This is a genomic window from Pseudomonas sp. B21-054 (assembly GCF_026016345.1).
In the GTDB taxonomy this organism is placed as follows: Bacteria; Pseudomonadota; Gammaproteobacteria; order Pseudomonadales; family Pseudomonadaceae; genus Aquipseudomonas.
The window spans coordinates 5,665,378-5,685,383 of record NZ_CP087204.1; the positions used below are offsets into that span (position 1 = coordinate 5,665,378).

Sequence of the window (20,006 nt, forward strand, 5' to 3'; positions counted from 1 at the left end):
CTTTGCTTTGCGGGCCGCACATATTTGTGCCGATAAGCCGCGCTACTTAAGGTCACACAGATGGACATGCAATCGCGAATTCGCCAGCTTTTTCAGGCCAGTATCGACACCAAGCAACAGGCGATGGACGTACTTGCACCGCACATCGAGCAAGCCAGCCAAGTGATGGTCAACGCCCTGCTCAACGAAGGCAAAATGCTCTCGTGTGGCAATGGCGGTTCCGCCGGAGACGCCCAGCACTTCTCGTCGGAGCTGCTCAACCGCTTCGAACGCGAGCGCCCGAGCCTGCCGGCCATTGCACTGACCACCGACAGCTCGACGATCACCTCGATCGCCAACGACTACAGCTACAACGAAATATTCTCCAAACAGATCCGCGCCCTGGGCCAACCCGGCGATGTGCTGCTGGCGATTTCCACCAGCGGCAACTCGGCCAATATTATTCAAGCGATCCAGGCCGCACATGATCGCGAAATGATTGTCGTAGCATTGACCGGTCGCGACGGCGGTGGCATGGCATCACTGTTGTTGCCTGAAGACGTCGAGATTCGCGTACCGGCCAATGTCACTGCACGTATTCAGGAAGTCCACCTGCTGGCGATCCACTGTCTTTGCGACTTGATCGACAGCCAACTGTTCGGGAGTGAAGAATGACCCCTAATCGCCTAGGCCTTCTGGCCCTGACCCTGTGCCTCGGCATCAGCGGCTGCACATCGGTGGTTAACGCCAGCCGGGAAAAGCCGATTGAAGATGACCGCGGCACCCGCACCTTCGGCAGCAAGATCGACGACTCCCTGATCGAAACCAAGGTCGGCGTGAACATTGCCAAGGCCGACCCAGACCTGGACAACAACTCGCACATCGTCGTCACCAGCTTCAACGGTGTCGTGCTGCTGGCGGGCCAGACCCCACGCGCAGACCTCAAGGCCAAGGCCGAGCAGGAAGCAAGCGCTGTGCAGCGGGTCAAGACTGTGCACAACGAGTTACAGGTCTTGCAACCTTCCTCGCTGCTGGCACGCCAGAACGATGCGTGGCTGACCACCAAGATCAAGACCCAGATGCTCACCGACGCCAGCATTCCCGGCTCGCGCATCAAGGTTGTGACCGAGAACGGCATCGTTTATCTGCTGGGCTTGCTGACCAAGAAAGAGGCCGCTCAGGCGACCAACCTGGTGCAAAGCGTTTCCGGTGTGCAGAAAATCGTTAAGCTGTTCGAATACATCGATTAAGGGTGGGGGTCGGTTGCGGGCTTTGTGAGACGCAGCTTGTTGGTCATGTTGATCACTTAAAAACGGCGCTTCTTCCAGGGTGGGAAGGCGCCGTTTTTTTTATGGGGATCGTCTTCTTTTATGGGCGAGATTTCGTGTGTATATCCGTTGCTGCGGTAACGGCTACTGGCGGTTCCGCTCTTACAGCGGGTCACTTTCGAAAATCCGGAAGCCGGCCCAGGCGAAAGTAACCAAAGCGCTCTTGCCCCACCACTCGGTGCCTCGCCTAGGCTCGGCATGCCCGAACGCAGGCATTGCTCCGTGGGCCGCCGCGAAGGGCCATCCATGGCCCAGCGCGGCTATCCCGGCATCCATGCCGGGATGCCCACTCCACAATACCTGCGTTCGGCCAGTGTGGTTAACGGGGCGCCGAGATCAACGTCCACCGCGAGGCGGCCTGATAGCCGACCTGGTTCTTGATGGGGAACGCGTTTCCCCTGTGGGAGCGAGCTTGCTCGCGAAGGCGATGTCACTGTCGATGAAGATGCTGAATGGACTGGCCCCATCGCGAGCAAGCTCGCTCCCACAGGTTTTTTGTGTTGTATGCAGATGCTGTGAACACCTGCGAATCCATGTGGGAGCGAGCTTGCTCGATAGTGGTGGCCCAGCCACATAAATGCTGGATATATACCCCGCTCTTGCTCTGCTTTAGATCTTGATCTTGATCTTGATCTTGATCTGGACGCCCCATTAACCACGCTGGCCGAACGCAGGTATTGCGCAGTGGGCACCTCGGCATGGATGCCGAGGTAGCCGCGCTGGGCCATGGATGGCCCTTCGCGGCGGCCCACGGAGCAATGCCGGAGTGAGGGCACACCGAGCCTAGGCGAGGTGCCGAGTGGTGGGGCAAGGCGCTTTTGGTTACTTTTAGGGCCCTTTCAAAAGTGACCCGCCGTAAGGGCGGAACCGCCAGTAGCCGTTACCGCAGAAACGGATATACACACCAACCCACACAATACACCCCGCAACCAGCACAACCTTGAGAGCAGCCATAACCCATAAAAAAAATGCCCATATCTTCCGATACAGGCATTTCCTTAACCAACCAGCAAATCACCAGGCCCTCAAACAACCTGCCCGCGAATCACCTTCTATTACTTCACCACCTTCAAACTCGGCCGACCGCTAGGACGCGGTGGCTCGTCATCCGGTGGCGGCAGATCATCATCCGGCTCAAGCTCGTCTTCACCATCCAGCGGCGCTTCCAACTCAAACACCATACCCTGGCCATTCTCCCGGGCATAAATCCCCAGGATCGAGGCTATGGGCACAAACAGAGTATGCGGCACACCACCAAAGCGCCCTTCAAAGCTGACGGCATCGTTATCCATGTGCAGATGACGCACGGCAGCCGGCGACACATTCAGGACAATCTGCCCGTCATTGGCAAAACCCTGCGGGACCTGCACCGACGGATACTCAGCATTGACCAGCATGTGCGGGGTGCAATCGTTGTCCACAATCCACTCGTAGAGCGCGCGGACCAGATAAGGTCGACTGGAGTTCATAGCGGCTCCTTAAGCCTTAGCGCATGTCGCGTTCGACACCAGACAGACTCGCCTGGAAAGCCTCACGCGCAAATTGGCGCTCCATATAATCAAGCAGCGGCTTGGCAGGCCGCGGCAGTTCGATACCCAGAATCGGCAAACGCCAGAGTATGGGCAATAGGCAGCAATCCACCAGACTTTGTTCCTCACTGAGGAAGAACGGCTTGTCGACGAACAACGGCGATACACCAGTCAGGCTTTCACGCAGCTCTTTACGCGCCACGACCCGTGCTGGCTCCTTGGTCCGGGAATCCAGGATCAGATCCACCAACCCACACCAGTCACGCTGGATGCGATGGATCAGCAAACGACTGTTGGCGCGCGCGACAGGGTACACCGGCAGCAAAGGCGGATGCGGATAACGCTCATCCAGGTATTCCATCACCACGGTCGACTCCCACAATGCCAGGTCACGATCGACCAGCGTGGGCAGGCTGCCGTAAGGGTTCACCTCGATCAGCTTCGGCGGCTGACGGCCCGCTTCGACGTAAATGATCTCGGCGCTGACACCCTTCTCTGCCAGTACGATGCGTACCCGGTGGGAATAGTGGTCGGCGGGGTCGGAGTAACAGGCCAACCGATTGGTCACGCCCATGGCGATCCTCCTCGCTTGTAGAAATTATCAAAAAACGGAAAAGCGAGCGCGCCCAGAGGGCGTCTCCCGTAACGCCTGGCTGACCAGGCTCGTTACACTTTCAGAGACGCCCTTGGGCGCGCACGATTAACAGCAACGGATTACAGCTTTATCAATGCACGTCTTTCCAGTATTCACGCTTGAGCAGGTAAGCGAATACGAAGAAGAACGCCAGGTACAGCAACACATAGGTACCGATGCGCTGATGCTGCAGCTTCACCGGGTTGGCCGAATAGGCCAGGAAGGTCACCAGATTCTTGACCTTCTCGTCAAACTGCTCCTCGGTCAGGCTGCCGGTGTTCGGCAATACGGTCAGTTGATCGCACGCTTCATGCGTCAAAGCGGTGCCAGTCAACGGGTCGTATTGCTTCTTGCCGTCCTCGACGATTTGAACCTGCTTGCAGCCTACCACCTGACGACCCTGGAGGCCGACCAGAACGTTGGGCATGCCGACGTTCGGGAAGACCTTGTTGTTCACGCCCCAAGGACGCGCAGGGTCTTCATAGAACGAACGCAGGTAACCATAGAGCCAGTCGGTACCCCGCACACGCGCTACCAGGGTCAGGTCGGGCGGCGCTGCGCCGAACCAGGTCTTGGCGTCTGCCGGCTGCATGCCAATGCTCATGTGGTCGCCCAGCTTGGCACCGGTGAACACCAGTTTCTCGAGCATCAGCTCATGAGGAATGCCCAGGTCATCAGCTACACGCTCGTAACGCTGGAACTTGGCACTGTGGCAACCCATGCAGTAGTTGGCGAACGTACGTGCGCCGTCCTGCATGGCCGCTTTGTCGGAAACGTCGATGTCGACTTTTTCCAGCTCCGGACCACCGTGTTCAGCCGCGAAGGACAGTACAGGCATAGCAGCAAGAATCAGTACAGCAAATAGCTTTTTCATCAGCCAGTCACCCTTTCCGGAACCGGTTTGGTCTTCTCGAGCCTGGTATAGAACGGCATCAGAATGAAGTAGGCGAAGTACAGGAAGGTGCAGACCTGCGACAGCAGCGTCCGGCCCGGTGTCGGTGCCAGCACACCCAGCACACCCAGGATCACGAACGAGATGCAGAACACCACCAGCCAGATCTTGCTCAGCCAGCCCTTGTAGCGCATCGACTTGACGGGGCTGCGGTCCAGCCACGGCAGGACGAACAACACGGCGATGGCCGCGCCCATGGCGATAACGCCCATCAGCTTGTCCGGAATCGCCCGCAGAATCGCGTAGAACGGCGTGAAGTACCAGACCGGGGCAATGTGCTCAGGGGTCTTGAAGGCGTTCGCCTGTTCGAAGTTCGGCTTCTCGAGGAAGTAGCCCCCCATTTCCGGGAAGAAGAACACGATGGAGCAGAAGATGAACAGGAAGACCACCACGCCGACGATATCTTTCACGGTGTAGTACGGATGGAAAGCGATGCCATCCAGCGGTACGCCGTTCTCGTCCTTGTGTTTCTTGATGTCCACGCCATCGGGGTTGTTCGAGCCGACTTCGTGCAGTGCCAGGATGTGCAGCACCACCAGGCCGAGGATCACGATCGGCAGGGCGACCACGTGCAGGGCGAAGAAGCGGTTCAGGGTAATGCCCGAAATCAGGTAGTCACCACGGATCCACTGGGTCAGGTCGTCACCGATGACTGGAATCGCGCCGAACAGCGAGATGATCACCTGGGCACCCCAGTAGGACATCTGGCCCCACGGCAGCAGGTAGCCCATGAAGGCTTCGGCCATCAGCGCCAGGTAGATCAGCATGCCGAAGACCCACACCAGCTCACGAGGCTTCTGGTACGAACCGTAGAGCAGGCCACGGAACATGTGCAGGTAGACCACGATGAAGAACGCCGAGGCTCCCGTGGAGTGCAGCAGGCGCAGGATCGAGCCGTACTCGACGTCGCGCATGATGTATTCGACGGAGGCAAACGCTTCTTCCGCCGACGGGGTGTAGCTCATGGTCAGCCAGACACCGGTGACGATCTGGTTGACCAGAACGAGCAGCGCCAGGGAGCCAAAGAAGTAGAAGAAGTTGAAGTTTTTCGGAGCGTAGTACTTGCTGAGATGGTCTTCCCACATTTTGGTCGCGGGAAAGCGCGCATCAACCCAATCCATGAATTTGCTCATCACGCTTTCTCCGTATCGACGCCGATGACAATGATGTCGTCGGTCTCATAGGAATGCGGGGGAACTGGCAGGTTCAAAGGTGCAGGCTGCGACTTGTAGACGCGACCGGCCAGGTCGTAGTGGGAGCCGTGGCAAGGGCAGAAATAACCACCGACCCAGTCCTTGCCCAGGTCGGCAGGTGCCACTTCAGGGCGGAACGTTGGCGAGCAACCCAGGTGCGTACAGATCCCGATCAACAGCAGGACCTCTGGCTTGATCGAACGCGTCTGCGGGTCGACATAGGTCGGTTGCGTAGAGTTCTTGGAGGACGGGTCGGACAACTGACCCTCGATCTTTTTCAGATTCCCCAGGATTTCCTCTGTACGGCGGACGATGAACACCGGCTGGCCGCGCCACTCAGCAATCATCTGCTGGCCTGGCTCGATCTTGCTGACATTCACTTTCACCGGTGCACCTGCGGCTTTCGCCTTGGCACTGGGAAACCATGACCCCACGAACGGGACCGCAGCCCCCACCGCTCCTGCAGCACCCACCACGGATGTGGCTGCTACCAAGAAGCGACGCCGGCCTGCATTCACGCCGTCATTGCTCATTCAGTCCTCTCCCATCAGCTTTGTGGCCTGTTAAATCAGGCGTCTACTAAGTAAAAATCTGAACTTATAAAAATTTTGCCGAATGGTAATGAAAAGCCCCAATATTGACAAGGTAATTACCAAGCGGCCAAACCGCCAAGCCTTGTAGTATAGGGCTTCTACGGATGTGGCAAGTTGTCACAGCATAAATATTTCGCCCATAAAAAAACGCCCAGCTCCGTAAGGAACTGGGCGCTTTTTGAACGCGAAAGCGAATTAACGCTTCGAGTACTGCGGACGCTTACGCGCTTTACGCAGACCGACTTTCTTACGTTCAACTTCACGAGCATCGCGAGTTACGAAGCCGGCTTTGCGCAGAGCACCACGCAGAGTTTCGTCGTAATCCATCAGGGCGCGAGTGATACCGTGGCGGATTGCGCCAGCTTGACCACTTACACCACCGCCGATAACAGTGACATAGATGTCGAATTTTTCGACGGTCTCGGTCAGTTCCAGCGGCTGACGAACTACCATGCGGGCAGTTTCGCGACCGAAGAAGTTATCCAGGGTGCGGTTGTTGATGGAGATGTTACCAGTGCCCGGACGCAGGAAAACGCGTGCGGTTGCAGTCTTGCGACGGCCAGTGCCGTAATTTTGAGTCGCCGACATAATGAACTATTCCGTTAAAACTTCAGTTCTTGGGGCTGCTGAGCAGTATGAGGGTGAGCAGCGCCCGCATAGACTTTCAGCTTACGATACATGTCGCGACCCAGTGGGTTCTTAGGCAGCATGCCTTTAACCGCGGTCTCGAGCACGCGCTCAGGGGCTTTGGCGATCAGCTTTTCGAAGTTGATCGACTTGATGCCGCCAGGAAAACCGGAGTGGGAGTAGTACATTTTGTCAGTGGTTTTAGCGCCAGTAACACGTACTTGCTCAGCGTTGATCACGACGATGTAGTCACCGGTGTCAACATGAGGGGTGTACTCAGGCTTGTGCTTGCCACGCAGACGGCTCGCGATTTCGGTGGCCAGACGACCCAGGGTCTGACCAGCAGCGTCGACGACAAACCAGTCGCGCTTTACTGTTTCCGGTTTAGCAGTAAAAGTTTTCATTCTTTATAGCCTCAGGGGCCGCCCTGTAAATTAGACGGCGGATCTTACTGAATAGTGCGTACTTTGACAAGTCAAAGGCAGCCGGATACAGACGCTTTCGGGGGCTCGGGTCGGCGCGTCCGTTCAACGGCAAGATTCTTCGGCGGCGGCGCATCACTTCCACTGCAGAAAGAGGTGCGCAATTATGCAGATTGCGAAAAATAATTCAACCTGCTTTTATGATTGTTTTGCCCAAGGAGTCCCCGATGGACTATCGCCAGCTAGGCCGTACCGATCTGAACGTGAGCGCCCTGTGCCTCGGAACCATGACCTGGGGCGAGCAAAACAGCGAGGCCGAGGCCTTCGCCCAGATAGAACGCGCCAAGGGCGCCGGCATCAATTTCATGGACACCGCCGAGATGTACCCGGTGCCGCCGAAGGCCGAGACCTACGCCACCACCGAGCGCTACATCGGCAATTATTTCAAGAGCCGCGGTGACCGTGCCGACTGGATCCTGGCCAGCAAGATCGCCGGCCCCGGCAACACCATCGACTACATCCGCGACAAAAACCTCAAGCACAACCGCCAGCACATCGTCGAAGCGGTGGATGCCAGCCTCAAGCGTTTGCAAACCGACTACATTGACCTCTACCAGCTGCATTGGCCGGAGCGCAGTACCAACTTCTTCGGCCAGCTCGGTTACAAGCACAAGATCGAAGCCAACCTCACGCCGCTGGAGGACACCCTCGAAGCGCTGGGCGAGCAGGTCAAGGCCGGCAAGATCCGCCACATCGGCCTGTCCAACGAAACACCGTGGGGCACCATGAAATTCCTCGCCCTGGCCGAAGCCCGTGGCTGGCCGCGCGCCGTGTCGATCCAGAACCCGTACAACCTGCTCAACCGCAGCTTCGAAGTCGGCCTGGCGGAAATCGCCATCCGCGAACAGTGCGGCCTGCTCGCCTATTCGCCGCTGGCGTTCGGTTTCCTGTCGGGCAAATACGAAGGTGGCGCGCGTCCACCTAAAGGCCGCTTGAGCCTCTATAGCCGCTTCAGCCGCTACTTCAACCCGCAATCGGAAGCGGCGTGCAGCCGTTATGTCGCATTGGCCCGCGAGCATGGCCTGGACCCGGCGCAGATGGCCCTGGCGTTCGTCACCCAACAGCCGTTCGTGACCAGCAACATCATTGGCGCCACCACGCTGGAGCAACTGGACAGCAACATCGCCAGCTTCGACCTGAAGCTATCGGACGAAGTGCTGGCGGGGATCGAGGCGATTCACAAGGATCACCCAAACCCTGCTCCTTGATTGATTCATAGACCCCATCGCGAGCAAGCTCGCTCCCACACTGGATTCATGTCTGACCACTCAATTGTGATCGACACACAACCCATGTGGGAGCGAGCTTGCTCGCGATAGTGGACCCAAGTTCACCACCGCATCAAAGCGATCGCGCAATGATCTCCTTCATGATCTCGTTAGTCCCGGCATAGATCCGCTGCACCCGCGCATCCGCCCACGCCCGGGCAATCGGGTATTCCCACATGAAGCCGTACCCGCCATGCAATTGCACGCATTCGTCGAGCACCTTGCATTGCAGGTCGGTGCCCCAGTACTTGGCCATGGCCGCCGTCGGCACGTCGAGCTTGCCTTGCAGGTGGAGTTCCAGGCAGCGGTCGACGAAAACCCGGCCGATCTGGATCTCGGTGGCCATCTCCGCCAGCTTGAAGCGGGTGTTCTGAAAGTCCGCGATGGATTTGCCGAACGCCTTGCGGTCGCGGGTGTAGTCCAGGGTCCATTGCAGCGCCGCGTCGGCCGAGGCCAGGCCGCCAATGGCGACGGTCAGGCGTTCCTGGGGTAGCTCCTGCATCAGGTAGGCGAAACCCGCCCCGGCCTGCCCAAGCAGGTTTTCCTTGGGCACGCGGACATCCTGGAAAAACAACTCCGACGTGTCCTGGGCCTTCATTCCGACTTTTTCCAGGCGCTTGCCCTTTTCAAATCCAGGCGTGCCCGCCTCCACCAGGAACAGGCTGGTGCCCTTGGCGCCGGCCTTCGGATCGGTCTTGGCAACCACGATCACCAGGTCGGCCAGGAAGCCATTGGTGATAAAGGTTTTCGAGCCATTGATGACGTATTCATCACCGTCCAACACCGCCGTCGTCTTCACGCCTTGCAAGTCGGAACCGGCACCCGGCTCGGTCATCGCGATGGCCGTGACCATTTCGCCGGACACCAGTTTGGGCAGGTATTTGTGCTTCAGCGCTTCGCTGCCGTAATGCAGGATGTACGGGGCGACGATGTCGGAATGCAGCGAGAAACCGATCCCCGTCAACCCCAGGCGGCCGATCTCCTCGATCACCACCGTGCTGTAGAGAAAGTCTGCGTCCAGCCCGCCATAGGCCTCTGGAAGGTGCGAGCACAACATGCCCGCCTCCCCCGCTTTATTCCAGAGCTGGCGATCGACATGACCCTGCTTTTCCCACTGGCCGTGGTACGGCACCGCTTCTTTTTCGAGGAAGGTTCGTACGCTGTCGCGAAACAACTCATGCTCGGGGGCGAACAGGGTTCTGGGGATCATGGCGCACCTTTCGTTATGGTTGGATGGGGTTATCCAACAGAGCCTAAGCCTGGGATGAACGACAGGACACTGGACACATCCGACAAAAAATAAGACGATCCAGCCGTTTGGTGACCACTTTCCCCTATAAAAACAAGATGAATATGTCTATGCACGTCTCCACGCCTTTGCGGCGCGTCAGCATCCTGGCAATTGACCGGGTTTTCGCTTCTACCCTCATGCAAGCCAAGGATTTTTTCCATCTGGCCAGCCTGCGCTATGGCAAACAACTGGGCCACGGCCTGACACCGGCGTTCGAAACCCGGCTGGTCAGCCCCGACGGCAAGCCGGTGAACAGCTTCAGCGACGTGATCATGCCGGTGGATGGCGGCCTGGAAAATACCGATGTGATCATCCTGCCCGCGTTCTGGGATGATTTCGCCAACCTTTGCCAACGTTATCCCCAGGTCCTGCCCTGGTTGCGCGAGCAACATGCTCGCGGTGCGGTGCTCTGCGGTGAAGCCACCGGGGTGTTCTGGCTGGCCGAAGCCGGGCTGCTCGATGGCAAGGAAGCCACCACTTACTGGCGTTTCTTCAATGCCTTCAAGGAGCGCTTTCCCCACGTGCACCTGAACCAGGACAAACACCTGACCGACGCCGACAATCTGTTCTGCGCCGGCGGCACGACCTCGGCCTGCGACCTTTACATTTATCTCATTGAACGTTTCTGCGGCGCCAACGTGGCCCAGGCCGTGGCGAGGGATATTCTGTACGAAGTGCAACGCAATTATTCGCCAGGAAGAATTGGCTTCGGCGGGCAGAAGCTGCACCAGGATGTGATCATCCTGCAGATCCAGCAATGGCTCGAAGAGCACTTCGCCGATAAATTCCGCTTCGAGGATGTTGCCCGGGAGCATGGCATGAGCATCCGCAATTTCATGCGCCGCTTCCAGACCGCCACGGGTGACAAACCGCTGCATTACCTGCAACGGCTGCGGATAGAAACCGCCAAGGGCCTACTGTCCGGCAGCCGCAAGAGCATCAAGACCATCAGCTATGAAGTTGGCTACGACGACGCGAGCTTCTTCGCACGGCTGTTCCGGCAACATACCGACCTGTCGCCGAACCAGTATCGGCAGCAGTTTCAGCAAGCGGCGTGAATCAGAGCTGAATGCAATCCAATGTGGGAGCGGGCTTGCTCGCGAAAGCGGTGGGTCAGCTTGCATCTATGCTGAACATACCGCCCCCTTCGCGAGCAAGCCCGCTCCCACAGGGTTATGCAGTGAACTGCTAAATCTCGCACGCAAAAAAGGCCTGCAATCGCAGGCCTTTTTTTGTTTTCCGAATCACCCTACGGCTTATGCGCCCGCGCCAGGAACTCGTGGGATTGCATTTCCAGCAGGCGACTCAGGGTCCGCTGGAATTCGAAAGTCAGGCGACCGCCGGTGTAGAGGTCCTTGAGCTCGACTTCCGCCGAGATGATCAGCTTCACGTTACGGTCGTAGAACTCGTCGACCATGTTGATGAAGCGGCGGGCGATGTCGTCGGTGGTGACGCTCATCTGTTCGACGCCACTGAGCAGCACGGCGTGGAAAATCTTGCCCAGCTCGATGTAGTCGTTCTGGCTGCGAGGGCCGTCGCACAGTTCGCGGAAGTCGAACCAGGCCACGTCGTCGCAAGTGCGAATGGCGCGAATCTCGCGATTCTCGATGATCAGGACGTCGTTCTCGACCGCCTGGGTGCACTCCGGCGTCAGGGCGCGGAAGCTCTTGCGCAGGCTCTCTTCGGCGGCGGCATCCAGGGGGAAGTGGAACAGCTCCGCTTGCTCGAGGTGACGCAGGCGATAATCCACGCCGCTGTCGACGTTGACGATTTCGGTGTGTTCCTTGATCAGCGCGATGGCCGGCAGGAAGCGTGCCCGTTGCAGGCCATCCTTGTAGAGACCGTCCGGCACGATGTTCGAGGTGGCGACCAGGGTCACGCCGTTCTTGAACAGTTCCTCCATCAAGGTGCCGAGGATCATGGCGTCGGTGATGTCGGAGACGAAAAACTCATCGAAGCAGATTACCCGGGTCTCGTCGGAGAAACGCTTGGCGATGAGGGTCAGTGGGTTTTTCTCGCCACCCAGGGTTTTCATTTCCTCGTGCACGCGCTTCATGAAGCGGTGGAAGTGCGTCCGCGTTTTTTCCTTGAACGGCAGCGCCTCGAAGAAGGTGTCCACCAGGTAAGTCTTGCCACGGCCCACGCCGCCCCAGAAATACAGGCCCTTGACGGGTGTCTGGTCTTTCTTGCCGAACAGTTTGCCCAAAAACCCTGGCTTGTTGTTCGACGCGGCGACCAGGTCGTCGTACAGGCGCTGCAAATGCCGCACCGCCGTTTCCTGGGCTGCGTCGTGGAAGAACTCCGGGCGTTTCAGATCAGCTTGATATCGTTCTAGGGGCGTCATATTCGTTAGCAAGGCAACAAAAACGGGCCGTCACTGTAGCGACGGCCCAGAGGAATGGCAATCGGCCCTTATTCGAGCCGATGGTCGGGTGACGCGTTGGATCAGTCCTGGGCAGGCGTCAGGGCGATGCGCAACGCATCGATGGCGGCATCCCGGGCGGCGCTATCCGCGAAGGCCGGGCTGTCCGCCACGCATTCGCCGTCGAGCCAAACGCTGAAACTCAGGTCGTCGTTGCGCACGTCCAGTGGCTGGCCGGCTTGCAATTGCTTGGTGACCTGGCCGGCGGTCTTGCCATCGGCAAAATGACGAGACAGCAACAGCTGCTCGCCGTCAGCGGCCAGCAGGCGGAAGCGGAAACTGCCGTCGTCTTCGCGAAAGCTGACGAAGCGTGCGGCCTTGGCGGCTTTCTTCTTGGTGCTGGTCGCCACTTGGACCTGGCTGACAAACGAACGCAGACCAACGGCTTCGCGCAGTTCGTTGAGGAACGGCGTCGCGACGGCCCGGGCTTTCTTCGCGCCCAGTTGCAGGATGTCTTCAAGATCCGACGGCCGCTCGATGAACTGGTGATAACGCTCGCGGGCTTCACCCAGCTCGCTGTCGAGCAACTGGAACAGACGATTCTTGGCTTCGCCCCAACCCAGGCCTTGCAGCAGTTCGCTGCGGAACTCGGCGGACTGTTCGGCAGTGGCGAAGGCCTGGAACAGGGTGAACAGGTGCGAATTGTCCGGATCCTTGGCTTCGCCCGGGGCACGGGAGTCGGTGACGATCCGCGAGATCGCGTCCTTCATGTCCTTGGCGCTGCTGAACAACGGGATGGTGTTGTCGTAGCTCTTGGACATCTTGCGGCCATCGAGGCCCGGCAGCGTGGCGACGCTTTCTTCGATCAGCGCCTCGGGCATGACGAAGAACTCCTTGCCCTGGCCGAACAGATGATTGAAGCGCTGGCCAATGTCACGGGCCATTTCCACGTGCTGGATCTGGTCGCGACCGACCGGCACCTTGTGGGCGTTGAACATCAGGATGTCCGCGGCCATCAGGATCGGATAGCTGTACAGGCCCATGGTGATGCCGGCGTCCGGGTCTTCACCGGTCTCGACATTCTTGTCCACCGAGGCCTTGTAGGCATGGGCGCGATTGAGCAGGCCCTTGGCGGCGACGCAGGTCAGCAGCCAGGTCAGCTCGGGAATCTCGGGAATGTCGGACTGGCGATAGAACGTCACGCGGTCCACATCCAGGCCACCGGCCAGCCAGGTCGCGGCGATTTCCAGGCGCGAGCGCTGGATTCGCAGCGGATCATCGCACTTGATCAGGGCGTGGTAGTCAGCCAGGAAGTAGAACGAATCGGCATTGCTGTCGCGGCTGGCGAGGATCGCCGGACGGATGGCGCCGGCGTAGTTGCCCAGGTGCGGAGTGCCGGTGGTGGTGATGCCGGTCAGGATACGGGTACGAGTCGTCATGGGTTATCGCTTGTCAGACTGCTGTCAATTCGAGAGGCGCGGCAGGAGCAGATCCTTGAGATCGGTCAGCTTGCCATGGAAAAAGTGTCCGCATTCTGCCACTTTCAGCAGCTCATGGGGGCGCTGGAGCGTGTCGGACCATTGGTAAACGAGCTGGGGATCGACGACTTCGTCGGTTTCCGGCTGGATCACGGTCAACTCGCCGCTCATCGGCAAGGGTGATTGTGCGTCCAGGCGCATCACCGCCGGGGCGACCATGAACAGGTGCTTGAGCGCCTGGCCCTGGGCTTCCAGGCGTCCACCAAGGCTGGCGGCGACGAATCCACCGAACGAGAAGCCGAACAGGCTAAGCGGCAGTTGCGGGTATTTTTCCCGCAGCCAATCGGCCGCAGCCTGAGCATCATCCACTTCGCCGGTGCCCATGTCATGGCTGCCGGCACTGGCGCCGACGCCGCGATAATTGAAACGTAACGTAACCAGGCCAGCATCCCGGGCAGTGCGTTGCAGGGTCGAGACCACTTTGTTGAGCATGGTCCCACCCTGCACCGGGTTCGGGTGGCAGATCAGCGCCAGGCCACGGGGCGCTTCGCTGTCCAGGTACAAGGCTTCCAGTTGGCCCACGGGGCCATCGATGAATACAGGGGTTTCGCGCATAAGCAAGGGAAAGAACTCCGTGACCCCGAATAGGGTCGACTCGTCTAGCTAAAAGTCTGTGCCTGGCATGATTGCGATGTTCTTCGCGGTATACAGCGCAGGTCCGAGCCGTTAACGTAAAGCAAAGCCGTTTATAGAGGAAGGACTCGTGGAACACTCGCTCTTAGTTTGGTTGTTGCCGACTCTTGCCCTGGTTGCCGGTGTCGCCATTGGATTCCTGCTTGCCCGACTGCTGCCCAACGCGGTGCCCAACAGCACGCAACGTCAGCTGGACGACATTCAGGAACGTTTCGACAGTTATCAGAATGAAGTGGTCACTCACTTCAACAGCACCGCTTCTCTGGTGAAGAAACTCACCCAGAGCTACCAGGACGTCCAGGATCATTTGTCCGAGGGTGCCAATCGCCTGGCCCTCGACGAGCAGACTCGCCAACGCCTGCTGGCCGCCTTGCACGCCGACGCGGCGCAGGCGCCACGGGAACGCCTGACCCCGCCAAAGGATCAGGAACCGCCCCGGGACTACGCCCCCAAGGCCCCCAATTCGCCCGGCATGCTCGATGAGCATTACGGTCTGAAGAAGTAATTCCAAGCGACACGAAAAGCCCGTCCGATCCCATGATCGGACGGGTTTTTTATTGTATGGGGTTCACCGGCAGGCTCAGAACGCCAGTTGCAGGGTCTGCTGGCCTTCAAGGCTGAGCAGGAACTGTTTGGCCGCCAGGCCGCCGGCAAAACCGGTGAGGCTGCCAGAGGTGCCGATGACGCGGTGACAGGGGGCAATGATCGAGATGGGGTTTCGGCCGTTGGCCGCGCCCACTGCGCGCACCGCTGTGGGTTGGCCGATCTGGATGGCGATGTCGCGGTAGCTGCGGGTTTCGCCGAAGGGAATGGCCAACAGCGCCTGCCACACCCGGACCTGGAAGTCGGTGCCGGCAAAGTCCAGTTCCAACTCGAAACGGCTGCGCTGACCGGCAAAATATTCCATCAACTGGTGCTCGGTTTCCTTGAGGACCGGATGGTGGATATCTTCTTCCAACGGCCCCAGGCGTACCCGGTTTAGGCGTTCGTTCTCCCACAGGATGGCCGCCAGTTTTGTCTCCCGAGCGACGAGGATCAGCTGGCCCACGGGGGATTGGATGGTTTTGTATCGGGGTAGCATCGAGCGTTTCCTTCACTGGCTCTGACTGGCTTGGTTCAAGTAAACCTCACTCAGCCCAACAATCCCAACACCTTCGCCCGTGCCACGGCCTGGGTGCGGCGCTCCACGCCGAGTTTGCTGTTGATGTGACTGGCGTGGGTCTTGACGGTGTGCAGCGAGATGAACAATTGCTCGCTGATTTCCTGATTCGAACAGCCTTGGGCAATCAGCTGCAGCACCGCTCGCTCGCGGCTGCTGAGGGTTTCGACAGGTGCCAATGGGTCGCCAGGTTGAATCGCCACCAACGGCAGACGCTCAAGCAGATGCTCGCGCAGGGGGCTGGACGGTGCATGCAGCAGTTGCTCGCGCAGCCATTCACGATGTTCTTCGCCCAGCAACCACTCGAAGGGCTGCAGCACACCGCCGGTGGCGGCTTCGAATGCCTGGGTCAGTGTTCTGCGGGCTTCGGGTTCGCGCCCGAGGCTCAGCAGCAAGGCGACTTTCTGGTTGAGCGCCATTACGTAGAGCAACTGCCGGTTGGTCTGCTGGCTGTGTTCAAGCAAGGCATTGAGCCGCCCCTCAGCCAACATCGGTTGGCCCCGGATAGACTCCAGCAGCGCCTGCTGCAATTCGACATGCAGCGGCAGGTGCGGGTGAAATTCCGGTGGCGCGGCAGCCTGTTCGCCGGTGTAGGTCTGCCCCAGGCGCAACAACCAGGCTTCGGCCAGGTCAGTACGGCCTTGGGTCAGCCAAAGTTCGCATTTGACCAGCGTGATCATCGCCAGGTAGTAGATCGGCGGAACATCCCAGATGTGCATCAGGCGCTCGGCTTCGGCCAGTTCGGCAAAGGCCCGGGCGAATTCGCCGTTATAACCTTCGATACGGGCGATCACGCAATGGCCAATCAACACACTGATATCGCGGCAGGCCCGGGCCTCGGTAAGACCGGCCTGCAGCCGCGCCAACCCGGCCTGGGGTTGCATGCGCAAGGTCAGCAGGAAACCCTCGTACAGGATCAACCGCGCCCGTACCGCGTAAAGCCGTTGGGGCGACAGCTTGTGCAAGCGTTGCAACCCCTGATGGACTTCATCCAGCGCCCGCAGGATCTCTCCCCGGGCCTGCAAGACCCGGGCACGATCGTAATGGGCCAAGGCCTCGAACAGCGGATTGCCGACCCGCTGGGCCAACTCCAGGGAATCACGGTTCAAGCTGCGGGCGCGCCACAAGTCGCCGTCGGCTATCGCCAGGTTCGACAGCGTGGACAGGCACATCAAGCGCTGGCCGTAGCGTTTGTGCGGCAAGCTCTCCAGGGCTTCGGTGCAGTAACGCACGGTGGCTTCACGGTCGCCGCGACCACGGGCGACGATGCCGCTGAGGGCCAGCCATTGGGCAAGCATGGATTTTTGCGCGGTGGCCGAGGGTGCCGGCAGGAAGCGACTCAAGTGGGCGGCCAGTTCTTCAGCGGCATCCAGCTGACAAGCCAGCCCCAGTGCCCAGCTGTAGAGCACGATCAAGCGCGGAGTGCTGATGAGCAGGCTGTCGGGCAGGTCCATTTTCCAGCGCAGCAGCATGCCGACGTTCTGCTCGGCCAGCAGTTGCTCCTCCGAGAGGTTCTGCACCAGGTTCGCCGCCACGTCCAGGTGCCCGGCCCGCAGCGCCTGTTCCACGGCTTCGTCGATCAGGCCCTGGGCGTTGAACCAGCGACAAGCCCGCAGGTGCAGGGTCGCGGCCGGTACCATGGCCGGCGCACTGGGCCGGCTGCGCAGCAGATCGGAAAACAGGTGGTGGTACCGGTACCAGTGGCCATGCTCGTCCAGTGGCACCAGGAACACTTGATGAGCTGCCAGAAAACCCAAGATCTCGGCGCTGTCATGGGCTTCACGCACGGCGTCGCACAGTTCGCTGCAAAAGCGTTCCTGAGAGGCGGTATCGTAAAGAAACGCCTGCACCTCGGCGGGCAGGCAATCGATGACTTCTTCAAGCAGGTAATCGCGAATCAACCCTTCCCCACCGTGCAGGGCCTGGGGTAGCAAACCTTCGGTACCGGCTTCGGCGGCGGCCAGCAACCAGAAGCGCAACCCGGCCACCCAGCCTTCGCTGCGTCGGATCAGGTTTTCCACGGCTTCCCCACGCAACGAGCTGCTGTGATGCTGGAGCAGGGTCAAAGCCTCGTCATGGGTCAGGCGCAGGTCTTGCTCGTTCAGCTCGAGCAATTGCCGTGACAGGCGCAGGCGCGCCAGATGCCAATCCGGACGCTGGCGGCTGGTGACCAACACCAACAGACCTTCGGGCAGGTGATTGAGGAAAAACTGCAGGCAGCGATCCAGCACCGGACTTTGGGCCAGGTGGTAATCGTCGAGCACCAGCAGCAAGGGTTTATGGGGTGACAGATGGGTAGACAGTTCATCCAGCAGACCGTCGAGCCATTCTTCGAAAGCAAAGGGTTGGTGGCGCTGGCGCATTTTCAGCAACCCCAACGCCCGGCCTCCCAATTGTGGGAAAAAGGCCTGGAGCCCGTCGAGCAGCCGCTCCAGAAAACGTCCCGGATCGTTGTCTCTGGCACTGAGTCCCAACCAGAGGCTTTGCCAGTGGGCCGGCAGACCCTGGCAGAACTCCACCGCCAGGGAGCTTTTGCCGAACCCCGCCGGCGCACTCACCAACAACAGCCGGCCGCCAAGCCCCGCGCCCAAACGCTCACACAACCGCGGACGCACAACGTGACCGTCGGGCAAGGGCGGGCGATAGAAGCGCCCGTCCTGGACCGCTATGGCTGCGCGGGCAGAATCCGGAAGTGAAGACAGATCAGTCATGGCCGGCTCTTGTTGGAATGCGGGTGGCGGCGTTGCGGATGTCCGCAGACTAGCTGTAAACGAGGAGGTATTGAAGGGAGTACTACAAATGGCTACAAAAAGGCTACAAGCTGAATGCCGCTTTTTGTGGTGAGGGGATTTATCCCCGTTGGGCCACGAAGCAGCCCCAAAAGCTTGAAGATAATCTCCCAGACACTGCGAGGTGGATGGCTAAGGGGCCGCTTCGCAGCCCAGCGGGGATAAATCCCCTCGCCACAGGATCGGTTTTCGGCGGATAAAAAACGCCCCGAACCAGGTCGGGGCGTTTCTTCGAGGATGCGGCCTCGGGTAAAGCGCTCTAGCGGATACCGTCCTGACGCAGTGCGTTCGGCGTGAAGTCGGCGGTGGTGGCGGTGAAGCCGAAGTCGTAGGCCGACTTCTCCTCGTTCTTCATGCCCAGGGCCAAATAGCGGCCGGACTGCAGGTCGTAGAGGGTCTCCAGGGCATACCAAGGCACTTGCTTGTCGTAGTAGTTCTCGGCATGGGCCTCAGCCACGCGCCACAGCTGGCCACGGCCGTCGTAATGATCGATCACCGCCGCTTGCCAGGTGTCTTCGTCGATGTAGAAGTCACGCTTGGCATAGATGTGGCGCTGGCCTTCCTTCAGGGTCGCAGTCACATGCCAGACGCGACGCAACTCGTAGCGAGCCAGGTCCTGGTTGATGTGGCCAGCCTTGATGATGTCATCGTACTTGAGCTGCGGCGAATCGATCTTGTAGCTGTTGGAGGCGATGTACAGCTCCTTCTTGCCCTCCAGCTTCCAGTCGTAGCGATCCGGCGCACCGTTGTACATGTCCAGGTTGTCGGAGGTACGCAGGCCGTCGGCGGCAGTACCCGGGCCGTCATAGGACACCTGCGGTGCCCGGCGCACGCGACGCTGGCCGGCGTTGTAGACCCAAGCCGAACGAGGCTCCTTTACCTGGTCGAGGGTTTCGTGCACCAGCAGTACGCCCCCGGCCAGACGCGCCGGCGCGGTCACTTGCTGCTTGAAGTAAAACAGGATGTTGCCAGGGTTGGCCGGATCGAAATCCTTCATCTTGTCGCGGAACACGAACTGGTCGCGGAAGTACACCAGGCTATAGGAACCGTTGGGTTGCGGCGTGGCCTGGGTCACCAGGCGCGTCACGCTGCCGCCGCGATAGCGGGTGATGTGGTTCCAGATGACTTCGACGCCGCTCTGGGGAATCGGGAACGGCACGGCTGTCTGGAAGTTCTCCAGGCCGTTGCCCCCCGACACCAGCTTGGTATTGACCGCGTTATTCTTGATGGCGGCGAACACGTCATCCGGCACGGTGGCGCCGCGATGGGTCGGGTAGACCGGCATCTTGAAGGTTTCCGGGTAGCGCTTGAACATCGCGTACTGGCCCGGCGCGAGCTTGGCCTTGTACTGCTCGACGTTCTGCGCGGTGATGGTGAACAACGGTTTCTCGCTGGCATACGGGTCGGCCAGGAAGCCCTTGCTGTCCACGGAGCCGGCGTTCTTGGCCATGGGTTTCCAGGCCGAAATCGAACCATCGGCATTACCCGCCATCTCGGCGCCCATCGGCGTCAGACTCTTGCCCAGTTTGTCGGCTTCGGCGGCAGGCACCGCCGCCATGACGCTGGCGGCCAGCAGGGATAGCCCCAAAACACCGGCCTGCATCAGACTCTTTGTTATTTTCATAATGTGTCGTCCTGAAATACTGTGC

General features: G+C 59.6%; 19 protein-coding genes. 5 read left to right on the forward strand and 14 right to left on the reverse strand.

The features are described 5' to 3' along the window. Positions 1-60 precede the first annotated feature (60 nt). Positions 61-654, forward strand: coding sequence for a phosphoheptose isomerase (locus LOY70_RS24535; protein WP_007904374.1), 594 nt, complete (start codon positions 61-63; stop codon positions 652-654). Then, the gene (locus LOY70_RS24540) at positions 651-1,229 is read left to right on the forward strand and encodes a BON domain-containing protein (RefSeq protein ID WP_265029734.1); all 579 of its coding nucleotides are present in this window, start codon (positions 651-653) and stop codon (positions 1,227-1,229) included. The genes LOY70_RS24535 and LOY70_RS24540 overlap by 4 nt, the downstream gene beginning before the upstream one ends. A gap of 1,133 nt (positions 1,230-2,362) precedes the next feature. On the opposite strand, the gene LOY70_RS24545 is transcribed toward LOY70_RS24540, so the two are convergent. The 7 genes from LOY70_RS24545 to rplM all read right to left on the reverse strand — a co-directional run bounded on the left by LOY70_RS24545 (position 2,363) and on the right by rplM (position 7,239). Beyond that, positions 2,363-2,776 (reverse strand): ClpXP protease specificity-enhancing factor, encoded by a 414-nt coding sequence (locus LOY70_RS24545; protein WP_025215408.1) that lies wholly within the window; start codon positions 2,774-2,776, stop codon positions 2,363-2,365. Positions 2,777-2,792: 16 nt separating this feature from the next. Beyond that, positions 2,793-3,410 (reverse strand): glutathione S-transferase N-terminal domain-containing protein, encoded by a 618-nt coding sequence (locus LOY70_RS24550; protein ID WP_003178195.1) that lies wholly within the window; start codon positions 3,408-3,410, stop codon positions 2,793-2,795. 151 nt (positions 3,411-3,561) lie between these two features. Continuing rightward, the gene (locus LOY70_RS24555; RefSeq protein WP_123344748.1) at positions 3,562-4,344 is read right to left on the reverse strand and encodes a cytochrome c1; all 783 of its coding nucleotides are present in this window, start codon (positions 4,342-4,344) and stop codon (positions 3,562-3,564) included. Next, positions 4,344-5,555 carry a cytochrome b gene (locus tag LOY70_RS24560; protein ID WP_063324476.1) on the reverse strand — a complete coding sequence of 404 codons (1,212 nt, stop codon included), beginning with the start codon at positions 5,553-5,555 and terminating at the stop codon, positions 4,344-4,346. The genes LOY70_RS24555 and LOY70_RS24560 overlap by 1 nt, the downstream gene beginning before the upstream one ends. Beyond that, the gene (petA, locus tag LOY70_RS24565; protein WP_025215411.1) at positions 5,555-6,148 is read right to left on the reverse strand and encodes a ubiquinol-cytochrome c reductase iron-sulfur subunit; all 594 of its coding nucleotides are present in this window, start codon (positions 6,146-6,148) and stop codon (positions 5,555-5,557) included. The genes LOY70_RS24560 and petA overlap by 1 nt, the downstream gene beginning before the upstream one ends. Before the next feature lie 255 nt (positions 6,149-6,403). Further along, complete coding sequence (rpsI, locus tag LOY70_RS24570; RefSeq protein WP_003178188.1) at positions 6,404-6,796, reverse strand: 30S ribosomal protein S9; 393 nt, start codon at positions 6,794-6,796, stop codon at positions 6,404-6,406. A 14-nt stretch (positions 6,797-6,810) separates the two neighbouring features. Continuing rightward, entirely contained in the window at positions 6,811-7,239 is a 429-nt protein-coding gene (rplM, locus tag LOY70_RS24575; RefSeq protein WP_003178186.1) for a 50S ribosomal protein L13, read from the reverse strand. Positions 7,240-7,484: 245 nt separating this feature from the next. Here rplM and LOY70_RS24580 point away from each other — a divergent pair, with 245 nt between their 5' ends. Beyond that, a complete protein-coding gene (locus tag LOY70_RS24580; RefSeq protein ID WP_265029759.1) occupies positions 7,485-8,525 on the forward strand; it encodes an NADP(H)-dependent aldo-keto reductase in 1,041 nt (346 codons plus the stop codon). A gap of 133 nt (positions 8,526-8,658) precedes the next feature. Here the strand turns inward: LOY70_RS24580 and LOY70_RS24585 are convergent, their stop codons facing one another. Beyond that, complete coding sequence (locus LOY70_RS24585) at positions 8,659-9,795, reverse strand: acyl-CoA dehydrogenase family protein (protein ID WP_265029761.1); 1,137 nt, start codon at positions 9,793-9,795, stop codon at positions 8,659-8,661. Between the two features lie 242 nt (positions 9,796-10,037). Between LOY70_RS24585 and LOY70_RS24590 the strand changes: the two genes are divergently transcribed. Beyond that, positions 10,038-10,934, forward strand: a complete 897-nt coding sequence (locus LOY70_RS24590; RefSeq protein ID WP_265038184.1) for a GlxA family transcriptional regulator — start codon at positions 10,038-10,040, stop codon at positions 10,932-10,934. Between the two features lie 191 nt (positions 10,935-11,125). Here LOY70_RS24590 and zapE read toward each other — a convergent pair whose 3' ends face one another. The 3 genes from zapE to LOY70_RS24605 form a co-directional block, all read right to left on the reverse strand. Continuing rightward, positions 11,126-12,220, reverse strand: a complete 1,095-nt coding sequence (gene zapE, locus LOY70_RS24595) for a cell division protein ZapE (RefSeq protein WP_123413841.1) — start codon at positions 12,218-12,220, stop codon at positions 11,126-11,128. Between the two features lie 101 nt (positions 12,221-12,321). Beyond that, positions 12,322-13,677, reverse strand: a complete 1,356-nt coding sequence (locus LOY70_RS24600) for a tryptophan--tRNA ligase (protein WP_265029765.1) — start codon at positions 13,675-13,677, stop codon at positions 12,322-12,324. A gap of 24 nt (positions 13,678-13,701) precedes the next feature. Beyond that, a complete protein-coding gene (locus tag LOY70_RS24605; protein ID WP_123344754.1) occupies positions 13,702-14,331 on the reverse strand; it encodes an alpha/beta hydrolase in 630 nt (209 codons plus the stop codon). Between the two features lie 148 nt (positions 14,332-14,479). Between LOY70_RS24605 and LOY70_RS24610 the strand changes: the two genes are divergently transcribed. Continuing rightward, positions 14,480-14,914 (forward strand): YhcB family protein, encoded by a 435-nt coding sequence (locus LOY70_RS24610; RefSeq protein ID WP_025215418.1) that lies wholly within the window; start codon positions 14,480-14,482, stop codon positions 14,912-14,914. Between the two features lie 75 nt (positions 14,915-14,989). Here LOY70_RS24610 and LOY70_RS24615 read toward each other — a convergent pair whose 3' ends face one another. The 3 genes from LOY70_RS24615 to LOY70_RS24625 all read right to left on the reverse strand — a co-directional run bounded on the left by LOY70_RS24615 (position 14,990) and on the right by LOY70_RS24625 (position 19,981). Next, positions 14,990-15,490 carry a methylated-DNA--[protein]-cysteine S-methyltransferase gene (locus LOY70_RS24615; protein ID WP_265029769.1) on the reverse strand — a complete coding sequence of 167 codons (501 nt, stop codon included), beginning with the start codon at positions 15,488-15,490 and terminating at the stop codon, positions 14,990-14,992. A gap of 50 nt (positions 15,491-15,540) precedes the next feature. Further along, on the reverse strand, positions 15,541-18,279 hold the full coding sequence (locus LOY70_RS24620) for a LuxR C-terminal-related transcriptional regulator (RefSeq protein ID WP_265029771.1): 2,739 nt from the start codon (positions 18,277-18,279) through the stop codon (positions 15,541-15,543). A 337-nt stretch (positions 18,280-18,616) separates the two neighbouring features. Continuing rightward, entirely contained in the window at positions 18,617-19,981 is a 1,365-nt protein-coding gene (locus LOY70_RS24625) for a DUF1329 domain-containing protein (RefSeq protein ID WP_123344758.1), read from the reverse strand. Between the last annotated feature and the right edge of the window lie 25 nt (positions 19,982-20,006).

What these genes read in the sequence shown, in the direction of transcription:
- LOY70_RS24615 (WP_265029769.1), bottom strand. Translation starts at nt 15,490, where the DNA reads ATGCTACCCCGATACAAAACCATCCAATCCCCCGTGGGCCAGCTGATC.
- rpsI (WP_003178188.1), bottom strand. Translation starts at nt 6,796, where the DNA reads ATGTCGGCGACTCAAAATTACGGCACTGGCCGTCGCAAGACTGCAACC.
- LOY70_RS24560 (WP_063324476.1), bottom strand. Translation starts at nt 5,555, where the DNA reads ATGAGCAAATTCATGGATTGGGTTGATGCGCGCTTTCCCGCGACCAAA.
- LOY70_RS24620 (WP_265029771.1), bottom strand. Translation starts at nt 18,279, where the DNA reads ATGACTGATCTGTCTTCACTTCCGGATTCTGCCCGCGCAGCCATAGCG.
- LOY70_RS24600 (WP_265029765.1), bottom strand. Translation starts at nt 13,677, where the DNA reads ATGACGACTCGTACCCGTATCCTGACCGGCATCACCACCACCGGCACT.
- LOY70_RS24585 (WP_265029761.1), bottom strand. Translation starts at nt 9,795, where the DNA reads ATGATCCCCAGAACCCTGTTCGCCCCCGAGCATGAGTTGTTTCGCGAC.
- LOY70_RS24605 (WP_123344754.1), bottom strand. Translation starts at nt 14,331, where the DNA reads ATGCGCGAAACCCCTGTATTCATCGATGGCCCCGTGGGCCAACTGGAA.
- rplM (WP_003178186.1), bottom strand. Translation starts at nt 7,239, where the DNA reads ATGAAAACTTTTACTGCTAAACCGGAAACAGTAAAGCGCGACTGGTTT.
- LOY70_RS24555 (WP_123344748.1), bottom strand. Translation starts at nt 4,344, where the DNA reads ATGAAAAAGCTATTTGCTGTACTGATTCTTGCTGCTATGCCTGTACTG.
- LOY70_RS24625 (WP_123344758.1), bottom strand. Translation starts at nt 19,981, where the DNA reads ATGAAAATAACAAAGAGTCTGATGCAGGCCGGTGTTTTGGGGCTATCC.
- LOY70_RS24545 (WP_025215408.1), bottom strand. Translation starts at nt 2,776, where the DNA reads ATGAACTCCAGTCGACCTTATCTGGTCCGCGCGCTCTACGAGTGGATT.
- petA (WP_025215411.1), bottom strand. Translation starts at nt 6,148, where the DNA reads ATGAGCAATGACGGCGTGAATGCAGGCCGGCGTCGCTTCTTGGTAGCA.
- LOY70_RS24540 (WP_265029734.1), top strand. Translation starts at nt 651, where the DNA reads ATGACCCCTAATCGCCTAGGCCTTCTGGCCCTGACCCTGTGCCTCGGC.
- LOY70_RS24535 (WP_007904374.1), top strand. Translation starts at nt 61, where the DNA reads ATGGACATGCAATCGCGAATTCGCCAGCTTTTTCAGGCCAGTATCGAC.
- zapE (WP_123413841.1), bottom strand. Translation starts at nt 12,220, where the DNA reads ATGACGCCCCTAGAACGATATCAAGCTGATCTGAAACGCCCGGAGTTC.
- LOY70_RS24580 (WP_265029759.1), top strand. Translation starts at nt 7,485, where the DNA reads ATGGACTATCGCCAGCTAGGCCGTACCGATCTGAACGTGAGCGCCCTG.
- LOY70_RS24550 (WP_003178195.1), bottom strand. Translation starts at nt 3,410, where the DNA reads ATGGGCGTGACCAATCGGTTGGCCTGTTACTCCGACCCCGCCGACCAC.